The 22,658-nt window shown below is 67.8% G+C and carries 22 protein-coding genes; 13 read left to right on the forward strand and 9 right to left on the reverse strand.

Features of this window, described 5'->3' with window-relative positions:
* Positions 1 to 7: 7 nt before the first annotated feature.
* The 9 genes from PI86_RS00265 to PI86_RS00305 form a co-directional block, all read right to left on the reverse strand.
* On the reverse strand, positions 8 to 946 hold the full coding sequence (locus PI86_RS00265; RefSeq protein WP_014898148.1) for a carbohydrate kinase family protein: 939 nt from the start codon (positions 944 to 946) through the stop codon (positions 8 to 10).
* Positions 947 to 1,040: 94 nt separating this feature from the next.
* Positions 1,041 to 1,544, reverse strand: coding sequence for a thiol peroxidase (tpx, locus tag PI86_RS00270; protein WP_014898147.1), 504 nt, complete (start codon positions 1,542 to 1,544; stop codon positions 1,041 to 1,043).
* 72 nt (positions 1,545 to 1,616) lie between these two features.
* Positions 1,617 to 2,918 (reverse strand): DUF3426 domain-containing protein, encoded by a 1,302-nt coding sequence (locus PI86_RS00275; RefSeq protein WP_039317399.1) that lies wholly within the window; start codon positions 2,916 to 2,918, stop codon positions 1,617 to 1,619.
* Positions 2,919 to 2,963: 45 nt separating this feature from the next.
* Entirely contained in the window at positions 2,964 to 3,866 is a 903-nt protein-coding gene (prmA, locus tag PI86_RS00280; RefSeq protein ID WP_014898145.1) for a 50S ribosomal protein L11 methyltransferase, read from the reverse strand.
* Positions 3,867 to 3,868: 2 nt separating this feature from the next.
* Positions 3,869 to 5,236 carry an acetyl-CoA carboxylase biotin carboxylase subunit gene (gene accC / locus PI86_RS00285; protein ID WP_014898144.1) on the reverse strand — a complete coding sequence of 456 codons (1,368 nt, stop codon included), beginning with the start codon at positions 5,234 to 5,236 and terminating at the stop codon, positions 3,869 to 3,871.
* A gap of 84 nt (positions 5,237 to 5,320) precedes the next feature.
* Positions 5,321 to 5,791, reverse strand: a complete 471-nt coding sequence (gene accB, locus PI86_RS00290; RefSeq protein ID WP_039317402.1) for an acetyl-CoA carboxylase biotin carboxyl carrier protein — start codon at positions 5,789 to 5,791, stop codon at positions 5,321 to 5,323.
* Between the two features lie 65 nt (positions 5,792 to 5,856).
* On the reverse strand, positions 5,857 to 6,309 hold the full coding sequence (gene aroQ, locus PI86_RS00295) for a type II 3-dehydroquinate dehydratase (protein ID WP_014898142.1): 453 nt from the start codon (positions 6,307 to 6,309) through the stop codon (positions 5,857 to 5,859).
* 194 nt (positions 6,310 to 6,503) lie between these two features.
* Complete coding sequence (locus PI86_RS00300) at positions 6,504 to 7,067, reverse strand: TlpA family protein disulfide reductase (RefSeq protein ID WP_014898141.1); 564 nt, start codon at positions 7,065 to 7,067, stop codon at positions 6,504 to 6,506.
* Positions 7,068 to 7,074: 7 nt separating this feature from the next.
* Complete coding sequence (locus tag PI86_RS00305) at positions 7,075 to 7,719, reverse strand: UDP-N-acetylmuramate--alanine ligase (protein WP_039317464.1); 645 nt, start codon at positions 7,717 to 7,719, stop codon at positions 7,075 to 7,077.
* A gap of 234 nt (positions 7,720 to 7,953) precedes the next feature.
* On the opposite strand from PI86_RS00305, the gene mpl reads away from it, so the two are divergent.
* From mpl to araG, 13 genes are all read left to right on the forward strand, one after another.
* Positions 7,954 to 9,339: a UDP-N-acetylmuramate:L-alanyl-gamma-D-glutamyl-meso-diaminopimelate ligase gene (gene mpl / locus PI86_RS00310; RefSeq protein WP_039317406.1), complete on the forward strand. Its 1,386-nt coding sequence runs from the start codon at positions 7,954 to 7,956 to the stop codon at positions 9,337 to 9,339.
* Complete coding sequence (locus tag PI86_RS00315) at positions 9,336 to 9,905, forward strand: YqiA/YcfP family alpha/beta fold hydrolase (protein WP_039317408.1); 570 nt, start codon at positions 9,336 to 9,338, stop codon at positions 9,903 to 9,905. Before mpl ends, PI86_RS00315 begins: the two co-directional genes overlap by 4 nt.
* Before the next feature lie 81 nt (positions 9,906 to 9,986).
* Positions 9,987 to 12,077 (forward strand): RNB domain-containing ribonuclease, encoded by a 2,091-nt coding sequence (locus PI86_RS00320; protein ID WP_014898137.1) that lies wholly within the window; start codon positions 9,987 to 9,989, stop codon positions 12,075 to 12,077.
* Entirely contained in the window at positions 12,074 to 12,940 is an 867-nt protein-coding gene (gene aroE, locus PI86_RS00325) for a shikimate dehydrogenase (RefSeq protein ID WP_014898136.1), read from the forward strand. The genes PI86_RS00320 and aroE overlap by 4 nt, the downstream gene beginning before the upstream one ends.
* A gap of 14 nt (positions 12,941 to 12,954) precedes the next feature.
* Positions 12,955 to 13,692: a monofunctional biosynthetic peptidoglycan transglycosylase gene (gene mtgA / locus PI86_RS00330; protein WP_039317410.1), complete on the forward strand. Its 738-nt coding sequence runs from the start codon at positions 12,955 to 12,957 to the stop codon at positions 13,690 to 13,692.
* A gap of 426 nt (positions 13,693 to 14,118) precedes the next feature.
* Positions 14,119 to 15,729 carry a S10 family peptidase gene (locus tag PI86_RS00335; protein ID WP_014898134.1) on the forward strand — a complete coding sequence of 537 codons (1,611 nt, stop codon included), beginning with the start codon at positions 14,119 to 14,121 and terminating at the stop codon, positions 15,727 to 15,729.
* An 84-nt stretch (positions 15,730 to 15,813) separates the two neighbouring features.
* On the forward strand, positions 15,814 to 16,212 hold the full coding sequence (locus PI86_RS00340; RefSeq protein ID WP_039317414.1) for an EF-hand domain-containing protein: 399 nt from the start codon (positions 15,814 to 15,816) through the stop codon (positions 16,210 to 16,212).
* A gap of 347 nt (positions 16,213 to 16,559) precedes the next feature.
* Positions 16,560 to 17,459 (forward strand): IclR family transcriptional regulator, encoded by a 900-nt coding sequence (locus tag PI86_RS00345; protein ID WP_039317416.1) that lies wholly within the window; start codon positions 16,560 to 16,562, stop codon positions 17,457 to 17,459.
* Positions 17,456 to 18,481, forward strand: a complete 1,026-nt coding sequence (locus PI86_RS00350) for a 2-dehydro-3-deoxygalactonokinase (protein WP_039317419.1) — start codon at positions 17,456 to 17,458, stop codon at positions 18,479 to 18,481. The genes PI86_RS00345 and PI86_RS00350 overlap by 4 nt, the downstream gene beginning before the upstream one ends.
* 22 nt (positions 18,482 to 18,503) lie before the next feature.
* Positions 18,504 to 19,181, forward strand: coding sequence for a 2-dehydro-3-deoxy-6-phosphogalactonate aldolase (locus tag PI86_RS00355; RefSeq protein WP_039317422.1), 678 nt, complete (start codon positions 18,504 to 18,506; stop codon positions 19,179 to 19,181).
* Positions 19,181 to 19,960, forward strand: a complete 780-nt coding sequence (locus PI86_RS00360; protein ID WP_039317424.1) for an SDR family oxidoreductase — start codon at positions 19,181 to 19,183, stop codon at positions 19,958 to 19,960. The genes PI86_RS00355 and PI86_RS00360 overlap by 1 nt, the downstream gene beginning before the upstream one ends.
* Positions 19,961 to 20,062: 102 nt before the next feature.
* Positions 20,063 to 21,058 carry an arabinose ABC transporter substrate-binding protein gene (locus PI86_RS00365; RefSeq protein WP_039317428.1) on the forward strand — a complete coding sequence of 332 codons (996 nt, stop codon included), beginning with the start codon at positions 20,063 to 20,065 and terminating at the stop codon, positions 21,056 to 21,058.
* 68 nt (positions 21,059 to 21,126) lie between these two features.
* A complete protein-coding gene (gene araG, locus PI86_RS00370) occupies positions 21,127 to 22,638 on the forward strand; it encodes an L-arabinose ABC transporter ATP-binding protein AraG (protein WP_039317432.1) in 1,512 nt (503 codons plus the stop codon).
* Positions 22,639 to 22,658 lie beyond the last annotated feature (20 nt).

Here is a 22,658-nt window from a genome sequence, read left to right on the forward strand (position 1 = left end):
ACAATATTCATTTGAGACTGTAACCGAATGCAGCCTCGAAGCGCGCATCGATATCGGCGCGCGTCAGTGCGTAAGTCTGGGGCCCCTGATGGGCGATCTTGATCGAGCCCATCAGGCTCGCGAGGCGGCCCGTGGTTGCCCAGTCGAGGCCATTCTCGATGCCGTACAGCAGGCCGCCCCGGAAGGCGTCGCCGCAGCCGGTCGGATCGACGACACGTTCTGCCTGCACGACCGGAATCTGTTCTTCGCCGTTTTTGTGAAGAATGGTCGAACCGTGCTCGCCGCGCGTGATGATCAACGCCTGAACCCGGCTGGCGATTTCCTGTTCGGACCAGCCCGTCTTGTCGCTGACGAGTTTGCCCTCGTAATCGTTGACCGCGACGAAGGTCGCGAGTTCAATGATGCGGCGCAGCGTCGCACCGTCGAACAGCGGCAGGCCCTGGCCCGGATCGAAGATGAACGGGATGCCGGCCTTCGCGAATTGCTCGGCGTGCTGGACCATCCCGTCGAAGCCGTCCGGCGCAACGATGCCGAGCTTCACGCCCGGCACTTCGTCCGCGCGGTTCAGGTGCGACTGCATCATCGCGCCGGGGTGGAATGCGGTGATCTGGTTGTTGTCGAGATCGGTCGTGATCATCGCCTGCGCGGTGTGCGATTCGGGCACCACGCATACGCTCGCCTTCGACAGGCCGAGGCTGTCGAGACGCTCGAGATAGCGGTCGGCGTCGTTCGCGCCGACCGTCGCCATGATGCGCGCGTCGCCGCCGAGCATGTGCAGCGCGTAAGCGATGTTCCCCGCGCAACCGCCGAATTCGCGACGCATCGTCGGCACGAGGAAGCTCACGTTCAGAAGGTGAACCTGGTCGGGCAGGATGTGCTCGCGAAACCGGCCTTCGAAGGTCATGATGTTGTCGTAGGCGAGCGAGCCGCAAATCAGCGTAGTCAAGGCGTGCGTTCCTGTAGAGAGCAAAGGGAGGTGGCCGCCCGGCCGACGCGCGGAGACCGTCGGGCCTCGCGCGGCAGGGCCGGGCGCCAGCGGGTTACTTCAGTGCGGCGAGCGCTGCGTCGTAGTTCGGCTCGTCCTTGATCTCGCCGACGAGTTCCGCGTGGATCACCTTGTCCTGCGCGTCGAGCACGACGACCGCGCGGGCCGTCAGGCCGTTCAGCGGGCCGCTCGTCACGTCGACACCGTACGCGTTCGCGAATGCGCGGGCGCCGCGGAACGTCGAAGCCGTCACGACGTTCGCGAGGCCTTCGGTCGTGCAGAAGCGCGTGGCGGCGAACGGCAGGTCGCCGGACACGACGACCACGACCGTGTTGTCGAGCGACGACGCGGCTTCGTTGAACTTGCGGGTCGACGTCGCGCAGGTCGGCGTGTCGAGGCTCGGGACGATGTTCAGCACCTTGCGCTTGCCGGCGAAGCTGGCAAGCGACAGATCGGCGAGGTCCTTGCCGACCAGCGTGAAGTCGGGGGCTTGCGAGCCGACGGCCGGGAACGTGCCGGCGAGATCGATCGGGTTGCCACCCAGCGTAACTTTGCTCATGTTCGTGCTCCGAAATAGCGCGCCGCTCGGGCGCGCGGGTTGAGACGGCGCGCATGCGCGCGCCGCGGTGCGTCACGGATAGAAGATCTGGACGCGGAAATTCGAGGCGGGCGTGCCATTGGTTTCGAGACGCACGACCATCGTCTGCGTCGTGCCGGGCGGCAGCCCGGCGTCGATCGGCGTGCCAGGGCGCACGTAGTCGCGCGGCGCGAGCACGCGGCGCACGGTCACGTGATTCGTGTCGTCGAGCAGCGTCAGCTCGAGCGACGGGTAGGCAAGCGCGACGCGGTAGCGGTTCGTCAGCGGCACCTTCAGTTCCAGTACGCGCGGGCCGTCGAGCTGGCGCAGGTCGGTCGCGTCGAGCCGCAGGCCGTCGATCGCGCGCGGCGGCGTGACCGTGCAGCCGAGCGGCGCGCATGCCTGCCGGAACCAGCCCTGCGTGACGGGCCAGTAGATCATCACGGTTTCGCGCTGCCACCACGCGAGTTGCGCGACGAGCAGCGCCGCGAGCGCGGCGGCGACGAGGCCGCCGAAAAAGCCGCCGAGCAACCCGCGCCGCTGCGGTTCGCGCGCCTCGCGCGTGACGGCGAAGTGCGGGCGGTCGTCGTCGGTGAGTGCGGCAGGGAATGGTGCGGCGGGTTCGCTGGCGGCCGCGGCCGGTGCGGGGGCGCGTTCCTCGGTGTCGGGTTCGGATGCGGCTTGCGCCGGCGCGAATGCGAAGCGCGGTTCGCGTGGCGCGTGATCGTCATCAGGAACGGCGAAGCGCGCGTTGCCGACCGGTTCGGCGCCATCGACAGCGGCTTCTTCGCTCGCTGGCGTGTGCGCGACGAAGCGCGGTTCGCGCAGGTCGCGTTCGGCGGGCGGCGTGGCTGATGCGTCGGTTTCGTGCGGTGTCGCTTCCGGTTCGGCCGGTTGCGCGGCGGTAGCGTGCAGCTCGGCCGGGGCGGATGCGATCGGCGCGGGTGTGCCGGACAGGTGAACGACGCCAGCCTCCGTGGCCGGCAGCGCCAGCGGCACCAGCGGCTCGGTGCGCACGGTCTGCACGTTGTGCTGCAGGGACGGATCGACGCCGGCGTCGAGCCACGGCGCCCACATGTCCCACCCTTCGGGCTTGTAGTCGGCATCGGACGCCGGCGTGGCCGGCAGGTCGGCGGTGAAGAGCCGGGCCGGCGCGCCCTCGTGTTGCGGGGCGGCGGCGGCCGCCTCGGTCAGCGTCGGCTCGGGCTGCTGCGCGAGTTCGGGAACGAGCGACTGCGACGCGTTGAAGACCTGCTGGCAGTGTCCGCAGCGCACGAGCCCGTCATGCAGCGAGAGCTGTTCCTGCTGCAGCCGGAAGACGGTTTCGCAATGAGGGCAGCGCGTCGCAAGAAGCATGTCGAGCCGGGCGGCCTGCTGGCCAGAGTGAAGGACAGCGCTATTCTAATGGCTTTCCCGCCGGGTCCCGGCGAGGCATACCCAACCTTCGTGTTCGCGCCAGACCGAGATGTCGACGTAGCGTGCATAGACGGCCGCGACTTCGTCCGCCTGGCGCGCGAGCACGCCCGACAGTGCGATGCGCCCGCCCGGCTTCACCTTCGACGCGAGCATCGATGCCATCAGCTTCAGCGGATTCGACAGGATGTTCGCGACGACGATGTCGAATTCGTCGGCCGGGCACGCATCGGGCAGCCCGTACGTGACTTCCGCGTGGTTGCGCTCGCTGTTCTGCCGCGCCGATTCGACCGCCTGCGGATCGATGTCGATACCGACCACGGGGTTCGCCCCGCATTTCTTCGCGAGGATCGCGAGAATGCCGGAGCCGCAGCCGTAGTCGAGCACCGACTGGCCGGGCTTTACCGACTGCTCGAGCCATTCCATGCACAGACGCGTGGTGGGGTGGCTGCCGGTACCGAATGCGAGACCGGGGTCGAGTTCGAGGATCAGCGCGTCGGGATCGGGCGCGTCGTGCCACGACGGCACGACCCAGATCCGCTCGCCGATCGGGATCGGCTCGAATTGCGACTGCGTGAGCCGCACCCAGTCCTGTTCCTCGACTTCGCGCACGTCGAACCTGGGCGTCTCCGCGATGCCGATCTCGTTCGCGGCCGCCGCGAGCAGCACGGCCGGTTCGTGATCGGGCGACAGCAGCGCGACCACGCGCGAGTGCTGCCACGCGGTGCGGTCCGGCACGAGGCCCGGCTCGCCGAAGAGCGGCTGTTCGTCAGGCGTGTCGGCGTCGGCGTCCTCGACGGACACCGACAGCGCGCCGAGTTCGAGCAGCGCGTCGGACAGCGCCTCCGCATGCTCACGGGCCAGTTCGACGACGAGTTCGCGGTAACTCATGCTTACGCTTCTTCCGGTGCGACCTGCTGCTTCTGTGCGAGCCGGTTTTCGAGGTAGTGGATGCTGGTGCCGCCTTCGACGAACTTCGAGTCGATCATCAGCTCGCGGTGCAGCGGGATGTTGGTCTGGATGCCTTCGACGACCATTTCCGACAGCGCGATGCGCATCCGGCTGATCGCCTGCTCGCGGGTCGCGCCGTAGGTGATCAGCTTGCCGATCATCGAATCATAGTTCGGCGGCACGAAATAGCCATTGTACGCATGCGAGTCGACGCGCACGCCGGGGCCGCCCGGCGTATGCCACGACGTGATCCGGCCCGGCGACGGCGTGAACTTGAACGGATCTTCGGCGTTGATCCGGCATTCGATCGCATGTCCGCGGAACTGGATGTCGCGCTGGCGCAGCGTGAGCTTCTCGCCGGCCGCGATGCGGATCTGTTCCTGCACGATGTCGACGCCCGTGATCAGCTCCGATACCGGATGCTCGACCTGCACGCGCGTGTTCATCTCGATGAAGTAGAACTCGTTGTTCTCGTACAGGAATTCGAACGTGCCCGCGCCGAGGTAGCCCATCTTCTTGCATGCGTCGGCGCAGCGGTCGCCGATGCGCTCGATCAGGCGGCGCGGAATGCCGGGTGCCGGCGCTTCCTCGATCACCTTCTGGTGACGGCGCTGCATCGAGCAGTCGCGTTCGCCGAGCCAGATCGCGTTCTTGTGCGCGTCCGACAGCACCTGGATTTCGATGTGGCGCGGGTTCTCGAGGAACTTCTCCATGTACACCTGCGGGTTGCCGAACGCACGGCCGGCTTCCTCGCGGGTCATGTTGACCGCGTTGACGAGCGCGGCCTCGGTGTGCACGACGCGCATCCCGCGCCCGCCACCGCCGCCCGCTGCCTTGATGATGACCGGATAGCCGATCGCGCGCGCAATCTTCACGATCTCCTTCGGATCGTCCGGCAACGCGCCTTCCGAACCCGGCACGCACGGCACGCCGGTCTTGATCATGGTCTGCTTCGCGGTGACCTTGTCACCCATCATGCGGATCGTTTCCGGGCGCGGGCCGATGAACGTGAAGCCCGACTGCTCGACGCGTTCCGCGAAATCGGCGTTCTCCGACAGGAAGCCGTAGCCGGGGTGGATCGCTTCGGCGTCGGTGACTTCCGCGGCGCTGATCAGCGCCGGCATGTTCAGGTAGCTCAGGTTCGACGGGGCCGGGCCGATACAGACGGCTTCGTCCGCGAGGCGCACGTACTTGGCTTCCTTGTCGGCTTCCGAGTAGACGACCACCGTCTTGACGCCGAGCTCGCGGCACGCACGCTGGATGCGTAGCGCGATTTCACCGCGGTTGGCAATGAGGATTTTTTCAAACATAGCGAGTATTCGTCTCTTCGAGGGGCGCGCGAACGGCGCCTGGCGAGCATCGGCGGCGCGCGGCCGGCAGGCCGCGCGGCGGACTTAGCCGATCACGAAAAGCGGCTGGCCGTATTCGACTGCCTGGCCGTTCTCGACGAGGATTTCCTTGATCACGCCGGCTTTGTCCGACTCGATCTCGTTGAGCAGCTTCATCGCTTCGATGATGCAGATCGTCTGGCCTTCCTTGACCGTGTCGCCGACCTGGACGAACGGGTCCGCGCCCGGCGACGGTGCGCGATAGAACGTGCCGACCATCGGCGACGTCACGACGTGGCCCTGCGGGACGGCCGGTGCGGCAGCGCCAGCTGCCGGCGCGGCGGCGCCTTCGGTCGGCAGCGCGGCCGACGGAGCGGGCGCGCTGATTTGCGGGGCATACCCAGCCGTCGGCTGTACGTAGACCGGCGGTGCGTTCTTGACGATGCGCACCTTGCCTTCGCCTTCCGTCACTTCCAGCTCGGAGATGCCGGATTCGGAAACGAGGTCGATCAGAGTTTTCAGCTTACGAAGATCCATCGGGAATTCCCCTTTCAATACGTGAAAGCGCCGGGTGAGACCGGCGCTGAATCTAGATCGCGAAATCAGCCGCGCGACGTGCTTTGCAGCTTGTCCAGCGCGTACTCGAGCGCGTACAGATAACCTTTCCAGCCGAGCCCGCAGATCACGCCTTCGGCCTGGTCGGAAAAGTAGGAGTGGTGCCTGAACGCTTCGCGGCGGTGCACGTTCGACAGATGAACCTCGACGAACGGGATGCCAACGCCGGCGATCGCGTCCCGGATCGCGACGCTCGTGTGCGTATACGCGGCGGGATTGATCAGGATGAAATCGGTCTGTTCCTCCCGCGCGGCCTGGATGCGGTCGACGAGCGCGCCTTCATGATTGCTCTGGAACGACGACAGTTCGGCACCGGCTTCCTGCGCCCGCGCGGCAAGCGCCTGATCGATCTGCGCGAGCGTGACGCGGCCGTACACCTCCGGTTCCCGGGTGCCGAGAAGGTTCAGGTTGGGGCCGTGCAGCACCAGCAATCGTGTCATGGTCGCTTCTATTTCTGCGGAATTGCGCGAACTTTAGCGCTATTTAGAGAAATTTGTCTAGTTTTGCCGAACGGCCGTACGCGCCGGACCTGCAAGAATTACCGGTGCGGATCCAAAGTATCGGCGAATTCACGTGAAATTGCGGCGATCGACGCATAAATCACCGCCAACGTGCGGGCGACCGTTCAGGGCGATCACAACGCGTCGAGGGTCTTTTTCAGCTCGGCCGGTTGGATTTGTCCTAATTTTGTCTCGCGAATTTTGCCGGTTTCGTCGATGACGACCGTAAACGGCAGCGCGCCGGCCGTATTTCCGAAATTGCGGGCCAGATCGGCGCCCGCATAACCGCTGACGAAGACCGGATAGTCGACCTTCACCTTCTGCAGAAAATTCTTCACGTTCTGGTCGGAATCGACGCCGATCCCGATGAAGCGGATGCCTTTTTGCTTGTATTGATGCGACAGCGCGACGAGCTCGGGCATTTCCTCGACGCACGGCCCGCACCACGATGCCCAGAAATTGACCACGACCTTCTGGCCCTTGAAGGAAGCCAGCGTGGCCGGCTTGCCGTCGAGGCCCGTCAGCGACGCGGCCCACAACTGGTCGACGGGGCTGCCCTGTGCGGCGGGCGTGGCGGGAGCGGCGACGGCGACGCCGTCGTCGGCGCTGCCGACGCGGAACCAATGGCCGGCGGCGATCCCGCCGGCGACGGCGGCGGCCGCGACGACCGCGAGCGCCAACATGCGTTTCATCATCATCGTTGAATCATTCCGGTTCGGAAGGGGCGTTGCCTGCCTCGATCAGCGCGCGCAATGTGGCGGCGTCCGCGCGGGCGACCCGGCCGCGTGCGTCGGCCTTGACCGCGCCGCGCAGGTCGTCGCTCGCGTAGAGCGCGACATGAATGCCGATCGCGTCCACGTCGCGCCGCGGGCGCCACAGGAAGCTGAGCGTCTCGACGTCGGCGCGACCGGCGAAATGCCGCGTCTCGGAGACGTCGTACTGGACGTTCTGGTTCAGCAGGTAGATCGCGACGTCCTTCGGGTTGTCGGTGAATATCTGCAAATGGATGTCCGAATGCTCGTTCGCGGTGCCATTGAGCACCGCGCCCGTCACATACGGATTGAACTCGGCGAGCCGGCGCATCCAGTCGAGCGCGATCTCGCGCAGGCGGCGCAGTTCGTCCGGCTGCGTGTCGCTCTGGAACAAGGCGAGGTACTCGCGCAGTTCTTCCTCGATCAGGTCGTTATCCGGCAGCCATTCGCCGGCAACGCGCGAATCGCCGAACAGCTGGCGCGCAGCCTTGCGCTTCGCGCCGGCGTAATCGAGACCGTCCTCCGCGATCAGGCGGGCGGCGGACTGGGCGATTTCCTCGCGGGCGCGCCGCGGGTCGACAAGAGATTTGCGAGACATGATCCGGCAATCATACTCGATCGCCGCAGCGCCCGAACGCGGTGCGGCTGCGCGCCGCCCGCCGCGCCCGGCGGCATCCGCGCGCATCGTTCGGGCTGCCGGGCACGACGGGCCGTCAGTTACAATGACGGTCTTTGTGTCGCGGCGAAAGTCGTTGGCCGGGCGGCCTGTCCGGCGAGCCGCAGACCTTCCTTTCCGAATCGACGGCGCCCGGCGGCGCGAAAGCATTCATCTATGCACATCCACATTCTTGGCATCTGCGGCACCTTCATGGGCGGTCTCGCCGTGCTCGCGCGCGAGGCGGGCCACACGGTGACGGGTTGCGACGCGGGGGTCTATCCGCCGATGAGCACGCAGCTCGAGGCGCAGGGCATCACGCTGATCGAAGGCTACGGCGCCGAGCAGATCGACCTGAAGCCCGACCTGTTCGTGATCGGCAATGTCGTCACGCGCGGCAACCCGCTGATGGAGGCGATCCTCGATCGCGGCCTGCCGTATGTATCGGGTCCGCAATGGCTCGGCGAGCACGTGCTGGCCGGCAAGTGGGTGCTCGCGGTCGCGGGCACGCACGGCAAGACGACCACGTCGTCGATGCTCGCGTGGTTGCTGGAGGATGCCGGCCTGAACCCGGGCTTCCTGATCGGCGGCGTGCCGCTGAATTTCGGCGTGTCGGCGCGGCTGACCGATTCGAGCTTCTTCGTGATCGAGGCCGACGAATACGATACGGCGTTCTTCGACAAGCGCTCGAAGTTCGTCCACTACCGGCCGCGCACCGCAGTGCTCAACAACCTCGAATTCGATCACGCCGACATCTTCCCGGATCTCGCCGCGATCGAAACGCAATTCCATCATCTGGTGCGCACCGTGCCGGGCGTCGGCCGGATCGTCACGAACGGCCGCTCGGACGCGCTGGAGCGCGTGCTCGCGCGCGGCTGCTGGAGCGAGGTCGAGCGTTTCGGCGTCGACGGCGGCTGGCAGGCGCTGCCGGCCGAGGACGGCGTGCCGGTCGACGAACGGTTCGCGGTGTATTCGCAGGCCGAGCGCGTCGGTGAAGTCGCGTGGCAGGTGCAGGGCGACCACAACCGGATGAACGCGCTCGCGGCGATCGCCGCTGCGCGCCATGTCGGCGTGCCGCCCGCGCAGGCGGCGGAATCCCTCGCGGCGTTCCGCAACGTGAAGCGGCGCATGGAAGTGCGCGGCAGCGTGGACGGCGTGACCGTCTACGACGACTTCGCGCACCACCCGACCGCGATCGAGACCACGATCGCCGGCCTTCGTGCGCGCATCGGCCGCCAAAATTCCCGCATTCTCGCGGTGCTCGAGCCGCGTTCGAACACGATGAAGCTCGGCGTGATGAAGGCGCAACTGCCGGCCAGTCTGGCCGACGCCGATCTCGTGTTCGGCTACGGCGCGCCGACCGGGCGCGACGCGCTCGGCTGGAACCTGGGCGACGCGCTCGCGCCGCTCGGCGACAAGGCACGCGCGTTCGACGATCTCCACTTGCTGGTGAAGTCGGTCGTCGCGGCGGCGCGCCCCGGCGACCACGTGCTCGTGATGAGCAACGGCGGTTTCGGCGGCGTGCACCAGAAGCTGCTCGACGCGCTCGGGAGCCGCGCGTGATCCTGTACCTGCATGGGTTCCGGTCGTCGCCGGAGTCGCAGAAGTCGCGGCTGCTCGCGGCGCGCATGGCCGAGCTCGGCCGCATGCACGAGTGGCGATGCCCGTCGCTGTCGGTGTCGCCGCTCGACGCGATCGCCGTCGCGGAAGCGGAGGTGGCCGGTGCGCGCGACGTGACGGTGATCGGCAGCTCGCTCGGCGGCTACTACGCGACCTGGCTCGCCGAAAAGCACGGCTGGAAGGCGGTGCTGCTGAATCCGGCGATCGTGCCGCAGCGCGATCTCGAACAATATCTGGGCGAACAGCCGCTGTGGCACGGCGGCGGGTCGATCGTCGTCGAACGCCATCACCTGCGCGAGCTCGATGCGCTGCGCGTGCCGGCGATTTCGCGCCCCGAACGCTACTATCTGTTCGCGGCGACCGGCGACGAAGTGCTGGACTACCGCGAGATGCTCGCCCATTACCCGGGCGCGAAAACGCGGGTGATCGACGGCAGCGATCACGGAATCAGCGAATTTGCCGACTATGTCGACGACGTTCTCGCCTTTTGCGACGAAACGACGTCATGAACCCGGCGTCATGCCGATCGAATTCCCATCATCATCCGGCGCCGCCGACGCGGCGCCCGGCAGTCTGAACGAGAGTACTGAGTGAACGTTTTCTTCGAGGAATCGGGCAGTTTCAAGGCGGGCAGCGTGCTGTCGCGCCAGGGCGACGCGTTTCAGGTCGAGTTGCCCGGCGGGCGGCGGGCGAAGGTGCGCGCAAAGGACGTGCTGATCGAATTCGACAAGCCGGCCGCGGGCGAGCTGATGCAGGAAGCCGATACGGCCGCGCAGCAGATCGACCTGGATTTCCTGTGGGAATGCGCGCCGGCCGAGGAGTTCGCGTACACGGCGCTGGCCGCCGAGTACTTCGGCGCGACGTACGGCCCGGTCGAGCGCGCGGCGCTGGTGTTGCGGCTGCACGGCTCGCCCGTCTACTTCCGCCGCAAGGGGCGTGGCCAGTACCAGCGCGCGCCGGAAGAGCAGCTCAAGATGGCGCTCGCGTCGCTCGAGCGCAAGCGTCAGCAGGCGCTCGTCCAGGCGCAGTATGAAGAGGAACTGAAGGCCGGCAAGCTGCCGGAAGCGTTCGCGGGCAAGGTGCTCGGGATGCTGACGCGGCCGGACAAGAACGCGATCGAATACAAGGCGCTCGAGGCCGCGGCCGGCGCGCGCGGCGTGTCGCCGGCGCGGCTGATGCTGGACTGCGGCGGCATCGAGTCGCCGCGTGCGCTGCACGAGGCGCGCTTCCTCGCGGAATTCTTCCCGCACGGCACGGGCTTCCCGGCCGTCACGGTCGGCCCGCTGCCGGACGACCTGCCGCGCGCGGACGTCGAGGCGTTCTCGATCGACGACATCACGACGACCGAAATCGACGACGCTTTCTCGGTCGAGCACCTGTCCGACGGTCGCGTGCGGATCGGCGTGCACATCGCGGCGCCGGCGCTTGGCGTCGTGCGCGGCGATGCGGTCGACGCGATCGCGCGCGCGCGCCTGTCGACCGTCTACATGCCGGGCGACAAGATCACGATGCTGCCGGACGACGTCGTCGACGTATTCACGCTGAAAGAGGGCGATTACCGCCCGGCGCTGTCGCTGTACATCATCGTCAACCGCGAGACGCAGGACATCGTCGCGAACGAGACGCGCGCCGAACTCGTGTTCGTGAAGAACAACCTGCGCCACAACACGCTCGACGAGCTCGTCAACGAAGAGACGCTCGCGGCCGGCACCGGCGACTATCCGCACAAGGACGACATCGCCGTGCTGTGGCCGCTCGCGCAGGCGCTGTTCGAGAAGCGCCAGGTCGCACGCGCGGGCTACGGGCTGAAGCGCGAAGTGCAGCGCAACACCGACTACAACTTCTACGTCGAAGGCGAGCGCGTGTCGATCACGCCGCGCCGTCGCGGGTCGCCGCTCGACCTGATCGTGTCGGAGCTCGCGATCCTCGCGAACTCGACGTGGGGCGCGTTCCTGCACGATCACACGGTGCCCGGCATCTACCGCTCGCAGCGCGGCTTCGGCGCGCCGGGCCCGAAGCGCACGCGGATGCAGACGTCGGCCGCGCCGCACGAAGGTCTCGGCGTCGCGCAGTACGCATGGAGCACATCGCCGCTGCGCCGCTATGTCGACCTCGTGAACCAGTGGCAGCTGCTCGCGTGCGTGCAGCACGGCGTCACCGCGAAGCTCGCCGCACCGTTCAAGCCGAAGGACGCCGATCTGTACGCGGTCGTGCAGGGCTTCGACGACACCTATTCCGCGTACGCCGACTATCAGCGCCGGATGGAGTATTTCTGGTGCCTGCGCTGGCTCGCGCAGGAGCAGAAGAAGCACGTCGTCGCGAGCGTCGTGAAGGGCGATCTCGTGCGCCTCGAGGAAATTCCGCTGCTGTTGCACGTGCCGGGCCTCGGCGTGCACGCGCGCGGCACGCGCGTTCTGCTCGACGTGATGTCGCTCGACGAGCTGACGATCGAGGCGTCGGTGCGGCTGCTGAACGTGCTCGACGCGCCGACCGTGACGAGTGGCGATGCGGCGGATGAAGAAGAAGAGACTGAAGGCGGCGACGATACGCTGGTCGATGCGCAAGACGCGTCGGCGGAATCCGAGGCCGAAGCGCTGGCCGAGTCGGACGGCGTGACGGCCGAAGGCGGCGAGGCCGCGAACGCCAACAGCCAGGCAAGCGAAGAGGGGCGCGCATCATGAGCGCAGTCGCGTCGACGAGCGGTGCCGACCGCTACGTGGTGTTCGGCAATCCGGTGGCGCACAGCAAGTCGCCGTTCATCCACGCGCAGTTCGCCGCGCAGACGGGCGAGGCGATCGTCTACGAGCACCGGCTCGCGCCGGTCGACGGCTTCGAGGCCGCCGTGCGCGCGTTCATCGCCGAAGGCGGCCGCGGCGCGAACGTGACGGTGCCGTTCAAGCTCGACGCGCATGCGCTCGCCGACACACTGTCGCCGCGCGCGGCGGCGGCGGGCGCGGTGAACACGCTGCGCATCGACGCCGACGGCCGCATCCACGGCGACAACACCGACGGCGTCGGCCTCGTGCGCGACATCGAGTCGAATCTCGGCGTGTCGCTCGCGGGCGCGCGCATCCTGCTGCTCGGCGCGGGCGGCGCCGCGCGCGGCGTCGTGCTGCCGCTGCTCGACCGCGCGCCGCTGTCGATCACGATCGTGAACCGCACCGCGAGCAAGGCCGAGGCGCTCGTCGGCCAGTTCACGCAGGCCGCGCACGATGCGGGTTGCACGCTCGCGGGCGGCGGTCCCGACGTGGTGCGCGCGGAGCCGTACGACGTGGTGATCAACGCGACGGCCGGCAGCCTCGATGCGGCGCTGCCGGAGTGCGACGCGGCCGCGTTCGGCGCGGGCACGCTCGCGTACGACATGATGTACGGTGCGCAGCCGACCGTGTTCATGCAGCATGCGGCGTCGCTCGGCGCGCGCACGGCCGACGGGCTGGGGATGCTGGTCGAGCAGGCGGCCGAATCGTTCTTCATCTGGCGCGGCGTGCGGCCGGATGGTGCACCGGTGCTGGCCGCGCTGCGTCAGGCGCTCGCGGCGACCTGAGCGGAGCACGGCAGGTGGTGGCGGTAAGCGGCACGCAGCACGCGCGGACGATCAGCCCGACGCGCTGGATCGTCTATGCGGGTTCGGTGTTCGCGGGCGCATGGCTCGCGACGCAGCTGTTCTATCTCGTGCAGATCGCGCTGTGGTCGTTCGTGAATCCCGGTTCGACCGCGTTCATGCGCACCGATGCGTGGTGGCTGTCGCGCGACAAGCCGCCCGCGCAGATCCAGCACCGGTGGGTGCCGTACGACCAGATCTCGCGCAACCTGAAGCGCGCGCTGATCGCATCGGAGGATTCGACCTTCGCGACCAACAACGGCTACGACGTCGACGCGATCCTGCAGGCGTGGGAGAAGAACAAGGCGCGCGGCCGGATCGTCGCGGGCGGCTCGACGATCACGCAGCAGCTCGCGCGCAACCTGTTCCTGTCGCGCGAGAAGAGCTACATCCGCAAGGGGCAGGAGCTGATCATCACGTGGATGCTCGAGACGGTGCTCGACAAGGAGCGGATCTTCGAGATCTACCTGAATTCGGTCGAATGGGGGCGCGGCGTGTACGGTGCCGAGGCCGCCGCACGCTATTACTACAGGATTCCCGCGAGCCGGCTCGGCGCGTGGCAGTCGGCGCGCCTCGCGGTGATGCTGCCGAAGCCGCGCTGGTTCGACGCGCACCGCGGCTCGGCCTACCAGGCGCAGCGCGCGGCCGTGATTGCCCGCCGGATGGGCGCGGCCGAGCTTCCGCAATCGCAGTGAGCGGCGCGCTCGCGCCGTCGCATTGTCCGTTCTGTCGCCGGCGCGCCGATGGTGCGCTGCAGCGCATTCACGCCGCCCCCGTTTCGGGTCGCATCCATTAGACGAAATCGTCTATTTCGGTTTGCTGAGCAATGCCCGCGGCCGCGCGGCTTTGTTTGCCGATATGGCGCGAAAATCGCGGGGTTTTAGTGTTGCCGGGTAAACGCAAAAGCCGCTGAAAGCAACGTGAAATGCAACGGTTCGTGAATCGAAGCATTCCTGAAAGGTGTGCACTGCACCGAGCGCCGATCAAATATTTCCAAATTTTTCAAAGCCCACCCGCTCGCGTATATTGGCCAGCGCCTCGGCTTATCGGCCGCATTCGAGGCGGGGGGCGGCTTACCCGGCTGCTCGACACAAAAAACATACGAGAGAAGGAAAGCAACGATGCCAGCGAGCAAAGCGAAGCTGTTGTTGGGGGTTGTGTTCTCTTCGCTGATTCTGACGGCCTGCAACGACGACGTGACGTCGTCCGCCGCGGCAGGTGCCGACAATTCAGCCGATCCCGCCGCACAGGTGGACAGGCCGTACAACGATCCCAACAGTTATTCGTCGAGTGCGACCGCATCGCTCGACGCGTCCGCCGCGGTTGAAAAGGCCGCCATCACCCATCACCAGATCACGCTGAACGGCAAGACGATCCGTTACACGGCCACCGCCGGCCATCTCGTCGCACGCAATCCGCAGACGGGTGCGCCCGAAGCATCGTTCTTCTACGTCGCCTACACGGCCGACAACCAGCCTGCGGCGAAACGACCCGTCACGTTCCTGTACAACGGCGGCCCCGGTTCGGCATCGGTATGGCTGCATCTCGGCTCGTTCGGTCCGAAGCGGATCCAGACCGGTGACCCGAACGCGAACGCGTCGACGTTCCCGTTCGTCGACAACGCGGAGAGCCTGCTCGACACGACCGACCTCGTGTTCGTCGACGCGATCGGCACCGGCTTCTCCGAGGCGATCGCGCCGAACACGAACCAGACGTTCTGGGGCGTCGACCAGGATGGCGGCGCGTTCCGCGACTTCGTGACGCGCTACCTCGCCGCGAACCAGCGCAACGATTCGCCGAAGTACCTGTTCGGCGAATCGTACGGCACGCCGCGCACCGACGTGCTCGCGAACCTGCTCGAGACGGCCGGCGTGAAGCTCGCCGGCATCGTGCTGCAGTCGTCGATCCTGAACTACAACGCGAACTGCGACATGGCGAGCGACTATATCGGCAACTCGAACAACGGGTCGAGCCCGGTGAGCTGCGCGGGCTTCGTGCCGTCCTACGGCACCGTCGGCGCGTACTACCAGCTCGACAATCCGAACCCGTCGAGCCTGCCGCAGTATGCGGACCAGATGCGCCTGCTGACGGCCGGCAGCTACACGCCCGCCGTGAACGCGTATCTCGCGAGCCACACGCCGCCGTCGCCGACGCTCGTCACGACGATGGTGAATTCGACCGGCGTGAAGCAGTCGCTGTGGAATGCGGACTTCAACGTGGTTCCGACCTTCTTCGACAACAGCTTCCAGGTGGCGCTGATCCCGGGCACGCTGATCGGCCGCTACGACGCGCGCGTGAACGTGCCGTCGTCGAGCCCGCTCGCGGCGGACGGCGACCCGTCGAGCACGTTCATCACGAAGCCGTTCACCGACACGATCGGCAGCTACCTGCCGAACGTGCTGAAGTACAGCGCGCAGACGGCGTACTCGCTCAGCAGCAATGCGATCCAGACCTGGGACTGGACGCACGACGGCCTCGCAATGCCCGACACGATTCCCGATCTCGCGGCGGCGCTGACGCTGAATCCGTCGCTGAAGGTGCTGTCGCTGAACGGGTATCACGACATCGCGACGCCGTTCTACCAGACCGAGCTCGACCTCGCGCGGCTCGGGTCGCAACCGAACCTGACGATCAAGGACTATCAGGGTGGACACATGGTCTATCTCGACGATACGTCGCGTCCGCAGGAGAAGGCCGACCTCGTGACCTTCTACAACGCGGCCGCGCACTGATGCGACAGGCGGGCCTGGCGACGCGCGCCCGTGGTGGTGCCGGTCGCCGGCCGTCGACGACCTCATTCCAGACTGGAGCCTGACATGAAGAAACGTTTCATCGTCGTTGCCACGGCGCTCGCATGCGCCGGCGTTGCAGCATCCGTGTCCGCGTTCGCGCAGGCGAGCGACGCCGCCGCACCGGCGCGCGCACGCCAGGCGCAGCTCGGCGATCCGTACGTGCCGCCGGCGGCGCGCAAGCCGACTGCCGGCACGCAGACGACCGGCGCCGCGCTGCACGCGCAGGTGGTGCGCAAGCTCGCGCAGCAGTTCGGCGCGGCCGACTCGAAGAACACCGGTTCGATCACCGAAGCGCAGGCGCGCGCGGCCGGCCTCGGCTATGTCGCGAACCACTTCCGGCAGATCGACGCGAGCGGCAGCGGCCGCGTGTCGTTCTCCGACGTGCAGCGCTACATGCAGGCGCGCAGCACGAACCAGCAGTAAGCGCGGCGCATGCGGGCAAACGGGGGCGGAACCTGCGACGCGGCGGGTTCCGCCCCCGTGCACATGGCGCGGCCGTTTCCCGTGGCTGTCGCGGCTTTCCGCCAAATTCTCATTATCTGGACAGTGCACTCAAATATTGGAGACGAGTGCGTGCGCTCCTACAATCCGAAGCACATCGACCGCTTCGGACCCACGCATCGCGCGGCGCCCGACGCACACGGAGACACATTCCATGAAATTCGCCGGGCGCTTTCCTCGGTGCATCGACCGCCGCCTCGCCGCGACGCCGGACACCGTGCCGGCCTCGCGACAGCGGCTTCACCGATTCCGTTGAAGCAGCCTGTTCCATGACCAAGATGCCTGATTCCCTTGCCTTCGACGCCCGGCGCGCGACGCCGGACGATGCGCCGCTCACCGACAGCATCGGCGCGACCAGCACGCCGCTCGACCTTGCCGCGCAGCAGGCCGGCACGCAGACGCTGCTGCGCGGTCTCGCGATCCTCGAAGCGATCGCGAACGGTGCGCGCGACATGCGTGCGATCGGCGCCGCGCTCGGCACGACGCGCAGCACGACGCACCGTCTCGTCAGCAGCCTCGTGCAGGCGCGCTACCTGCGCCAGGTGCAGGGCGGCTACCTGCTCGGCCCGAAGCTGATCGAGCTCGGCACCATCGCGCTCGAACAGATGCCGCTCACGGCGGTGGCGAGGCCGCACCTCGAAGCGCTCGCGGAAGCGACGCTCGACACGATCCACCTCGGCGTACGCGACGGCGACGACGTGCTGTACATCGACAAGATTCCCGGCACGCGCGGCCTCGAGATGCGTTCGCGGGTCGGCCACCGGATGCCGCTCGCGTCGACCGGCATCGGCAAGGCGATGATGCTCGACCTCGATCCGGACCTGTGGCGCTCGCTGTTCGAGGCCGCGCGGCGCGCGCTGGCCGGCGTCAATTTCAAGCCGGACAACCGGCCCGAGACGAGCGCGTTCCTGCAGCGCATGGCGCATTACGCGGCCGGCGGCTACACGTTCGATCTCGAGGAAAACGAAGCGTCGATCCGCTGCGTGGCCGCACCGATCCGCGACGCATCGGGCGCGGTCGTCGCGGCCGTGTCGGTCGCGAGCACGATTCCGTACATGCCGCACGACCGGATGGACGAACTGATTCCGCTCGTGCAGCGCGAAGCGCGAGCCATTTCCGCGGAACTGGGCTGGAGCCCGCCGCAGGGTACCCGCAGGATCAAACGATGACCAATTCGACCCGGCTCGCTCCGGATGCCAACTCCGCCGCCCCGTCGCTGATCGCGCTCGACTGGGGCACGACGTCGCTGCGCGCCTATCTGTTCGACGCGCACGGCGCGCTGATCGACACGCGCAGCCGCGCGGCGGGCGTGATGCACGTGCCGGCCGGCGGCGCGCGTGCGTTCGAGGTCGTGTTCGAGGAAGCGTGCGGCGACTGGCTCGACCGCGCGCCGGGCGTGCCGGTGCTGGCCGCCGGGATGGTCGGCAGCGCGCAGGGCTGGCGCGAGGCGCCGTACGTCGCGGTGCCGGCCGGCGCGGACGCGCTGGTCGCGGGCCTCGTCACGGTGACGACGTCGCGTGGCACGACGGTGTCGATCGTGCCCGGCGTGATTGTGACGGGCGAGTTGCCCGACGTGATGCGCGGCGAAGAAACGCAGATATTCGGCGCACTCGCGAACGATCCCATGCTTGGCGCTGATCATTCAGGGGTACTGATCGGATTGCCGGGCACCCATGCGAAGTGGGCGTGGCTGAAGGACGGGCTCATCGAGCGCTTCCAGACTTTCATGACGGGCGAGCTGTACGCCGCGCTGCGCGACCACACGATCCTCGGCCGCACGATGCGGGCGAGCGCGTCGCCCGACCGAGCGGCATTCGCGCGCGGCGTGGCGGTAGCCCGCGGCGCGCAGCGCACGGGGCTGCTCGCGACGATCTTCAGCACGCGCACGCTTGGCCTGACCGACCGGCTCGCGCCCGATGCGCAGGGCGACTACCTGTCCGGCCTGCTGATCGGCCATGAGCTCAACGCGCTCGACGCGATGCTCGCGGAGCGCGGCGTCGCGCTCGCGAACCAGCCGCTGCTGCTGATCGGCGACGACGGATTGTGTGCACGCTACGTCGACGCGCTGCGCGTGTTCGGCTGCACGCATGCGCGCGTCGTCGCACAGGCGACCGAACGCGGCATGTGGTGGATCGCGTCGCGCGCCGGACTCGTGCGCGCGGACGGCGAACCCGTCTGCGCCGACCAATGAACTGCTTGAAGAGGAACTGCCGATGTCGTCCGACCTTACGCTGCCCGCGCCGTACACGCCGCACGCCGCATTGATGCGCGCCTTCGACGCGTGCCCGCTGATCGCGATCATGCGTGGCATCACGCCCGCCGACGCGGCCGACCACGGCCATGCGCTGTATGAAGCCGGCTTCCGGATCGTCGAGGTGCCGCTCAACTCGCCCGAGCCGTTCGACAGCATCGCGGCGCTGCGTCGCGCGTTGCCGGACGACATGATCGTCGGCGCGGGCACCGTGCTGCGCGCCGAATTCGTCGATCGCGTGCAGGACGCGGGCGGCACGCTGATCGTGATGCCGCACAGCGACGCGGCCGTGATCCGCCGCGCACGTGAGCGCGGCCTCGCGAGCTCGCCGGGCGTCGCGACGCCGACCGAGGCGTTCGCGGCGCTCGCGAACGGTGCCGACGTGCTGAAGATGTTCCCGGCCGAGCAGCTCGGCCTGCACGTCGTGAAGGCGTGGCGCGCGGTGATCGACCGTGCGGTGCCGCTGATCCCGGTCGGCGGAATCTCGCCGGACAACATGCAGCCGTTCCTCGCGGCCGGTGCCAATGGCTTCGGGCTCGGCTCGGCGCTGTACCGGCCCGGCCAGTCGGCGGACGCGACCGCGGCGAACGCGCGTGCGTTCCAGGCCGGCCTGCGCGCGGCGCGCGGCGGAGTCGCATGATGGGACGCCTCGCGGGCAAGGTCGCGATGGTGACGGGCGCGGGCCGCGGGATCGGTGCCGCGATCGCGCACGCGTTCGCGCGCGAGGGTGCGGCCGTCGCGCTCGTCGACCTCGACTTCCCGCAGGCGCAGCACACGGCCGCCGCGATCGCGCGCGACATCGACGGCGCGCGCGTGCTGGCGCTGCATGCGGACGTCGCGCGGCAGGCGTCGGTGCGCGATGCGCTCGCGCAGACCGAAGCGGCGTTCGGCCCGCTCGACGTGCTGGTGAACAACGCGGGCATCAACGTGTTCGCCGATCCGCTGACGATGACGGACGACGACTGGCGCCGCTGCTTCGCGGTCGATCTCGACGGCGTGTGGCACGGTTGCCGCGCGGCGCTGGAAGGGATGGTCGAGCGCGGTCACGGCAGCATCGTGAACATCGCGTCGACGCATGCGTTCCGGATCATCCCGGGCTGCTTTCCGTACCCGGTCGCGAAGCACGGCGTGCTGGGCCTCACGCGTGCGCTCGGCATCGAATACGCGGCGCGCAACGTGCGCGTGAACGCGATCGCGCCGGGCTACATCGAGACGCAGCTCACGCGCGACTGGTGGGATGCGCAGGCCGATCCGGCCGCGGCGCGCGCCGAGACGCTCGCGCTGCAGCCGATGAAGCGGATCGGCAAGCCGGAGGAGGTCGCGATGACGGCCGTGTTCCTCGCGTCCGACGAGGCGCCGTTCATCAATGCCGCGTGCATCACCGTCGACGGCGGGCGCGCGGCGCTGTACCACGACTGACGCAACGATTCGAAAGACCGCACGTGCGACGGCCGCGCGCACGCTGCGTCGAAACCAACAAGCGGCTGCATCCTGTTCGATGAAGACAAGGAGACACTGGAGATGAAACGCAGAACGTTCGTAACGCTGGCCGCCGCGGCCGCGGTGGTGATGGGCAGCCCGGTTGCGCACGCGGCCGATCCGGTCAAGATCGGTTTCCTCGTGAAGCAGCCGGAAGAGCCGTGGTTCCAGGACGAATGGAAATTCGCCGAGATGGCCGCGAAGGACAAGGGCTTCACACTCGTGAAGATCGGTGCGCCGTCGGGCGAGAAGGTCATGAGCGCGATCGACAACCTGTCCGCGCAGAAGGCGCAGGGTTTCATCATCTGCACGCCCGACGTGAAGCTTGGGCCGGGCATCGTCGCGAAGGCGAAGTCGCACAACCTGAAGATGATGACGGTCGATGACCGCCTTGTCGACGGCACGGGCAAGCCGATCGAAGCGGTCCCGCACATGGGGATTTCCGCCTACAACATCGGCAAGCAGGTCGGCGACGGCATCGCGGCCGAGATCAAGAAACGCGGCTGGAACATGAAGGACGTCGGCGCGATCGACATCACCTACGAGCAGCTGCCGACCGCGCACGACCGCACGAGCGGCGCGACCGACGCGCTGGTCGCGGCCGGCTTCCCGAAGGCGAACGTGATCGCGGCGCCGCAGGCGAAGACCGATACCGAGAACGCATTCAACGCGGCGAACATCGCGCTCACGAAGAACCCGCAGTTCAAGCATTGGGTCGCGTACGGCCTGAACGACGAGGCCGTGCTCGGCGCGGTGCGCGCGGCCGAAGGGCGCGGCTTCAAGGCGGACAACATGATCGGCATCGGCATCGGCGGTTCCGAATCGGCGCTGAACGAGTTCAAGAAGCCGCAGCCGACGGGCTTCTACGGCACCGTGATCATCAGCCCGAAGCGCCACGGCGAGGAAACCTCCGAGCTGATGTACGCGTGGATCACGCAGGGCAAGGCACCGGCGCCGCTGACGCTGACGACGGGCATGCTCGCGACGCGCGACAACGTGTCGAAGGTGCGCGACGAGATGGGGCTCGCATCGAAGTAAGCGGCCCGCCGGCTGCCGCGGCGATGCGGCGGCCGGCGGTCGATCGATCCGGAAGTGGGGGAGACGACGTGTCAGCGGCACTGCGTTTTGACAATATCGGCAAGGTATTTCCCGGCGTGCGCGCACTCGACGGCATCTCGTTCGACGTGCACGCGGGCGAGGTGCATGGCCTGATGGGCGAGAACGGCGCGGGCAAGTCGACGCTGCTGAAGATTCTCGGTGGCGAATACCAGCCCGATGCGGGCAGCGTGCTGGTCGACGGCCAGCCCGTGCATTTCTCGAGTGCGGCCGCATCGATCGCGGCCGGCATTGCGGTGATTCACCAGGAGCTGCAGTACGTGCCCGACCTGACGGTCGCGGAGAACCTGCTGCTCGGCCGCTTGCCGAATGCGCTCGGCTGGGTGAGGAAGGGGGAGGCGAAGCGCCACGTGCGCGAGCGGCTGGCCGCGATGGGCGTCGATCTCGATCCCGACGCGAAGCTCGGGCGGCTGTCGATCGCGCAGCGGCAGATGGTCGAAATCTGCAAGGCGCTGATGCGCAACGCGCGCGTGATCGCGCTCGACGAACCGACCAGCTCGCTGTCGCATCGCGAGACCGAGGTGCTGTTCAAGCTCGTCGATGACCTGCGCGCGCAGGGCCGCGCGCTGATCTACATCTCGCACCGGATGGACGAGATCTACCGGCTGTGCGATGCCTGCACGATCTTTCGCGACGGGCGCAAGATCGCGTCGCACGCGTCGCTCGACGACGTGCCGCGCGAGCGGCTGGTTGCGGAGATGGTCGGGCGCGAGATCTCGGATATCTACCATTACGCGCCGCGCACGCTCGGCGACGTGCGGTTTTCCGCCGAAGGGGTCGACGGCGCCGCGCTGCGCGAACCCGCGAGCTTCTCGGTGCGCGCGGGCGAGATCGTCGGCTTCTTCGGGCTGGTCGGCGCGGGGCGCAGCGAACTGATGCAGCTCGTGTACGGCGCGGACCGCCGGCGCGCGGGCGTGCTCATGCTCGACGGCCGGCGCATCGACGTGAAGCGCACCGGCGACGCGATCCGCCACGGCATCGTGCTGTGCCCGGAGGATCGCAAGGAGGAAGGGATCATCGCGATGGCGTCGGTCGCGGAGAACATCAACATCAGCTGCCGCCGTCATTCGCTGCGCGCAGGGCTCTTTATCGACCGCAAGACCGAAAGCGAAACGGCCGACCGCTTCATCCAGCGGCTGAAGATCAAGACGCCGAACCGGCGGCAGAAGATCCGCTTCCTGTCGGGCGGCAACCAGCAGAAGGCGATCCTGTCGCGCTGGCTCGCGGAGCCCGACCTGAAGGTCGTGATCCTCGACGAGCCGACGCGCGGCATCGACGTCGGCGCGAAGCACGAGATCTACGACGTGATCTACCGGCTCGCGGAGCGCGGCTGCGCGATCGTGATGGTGTCGTCGGAACTGCCGGAGGTCCTCGGCGTGTCCGACCGCATCGTCGTGATGCGGGAACGGCGGATCGCGGGCGAGCTGCCGCGCGATCAGGCGAACGAGCACGCGGTGCTGAGCCTCGCGTTGCCGCAGACGAGCGCCGTCGAGGCGGCCTGACGCGGTTTTGGGTCGCCCCG

The organism is Burkholderia sp. A9, from assembly GCF_000801975.1.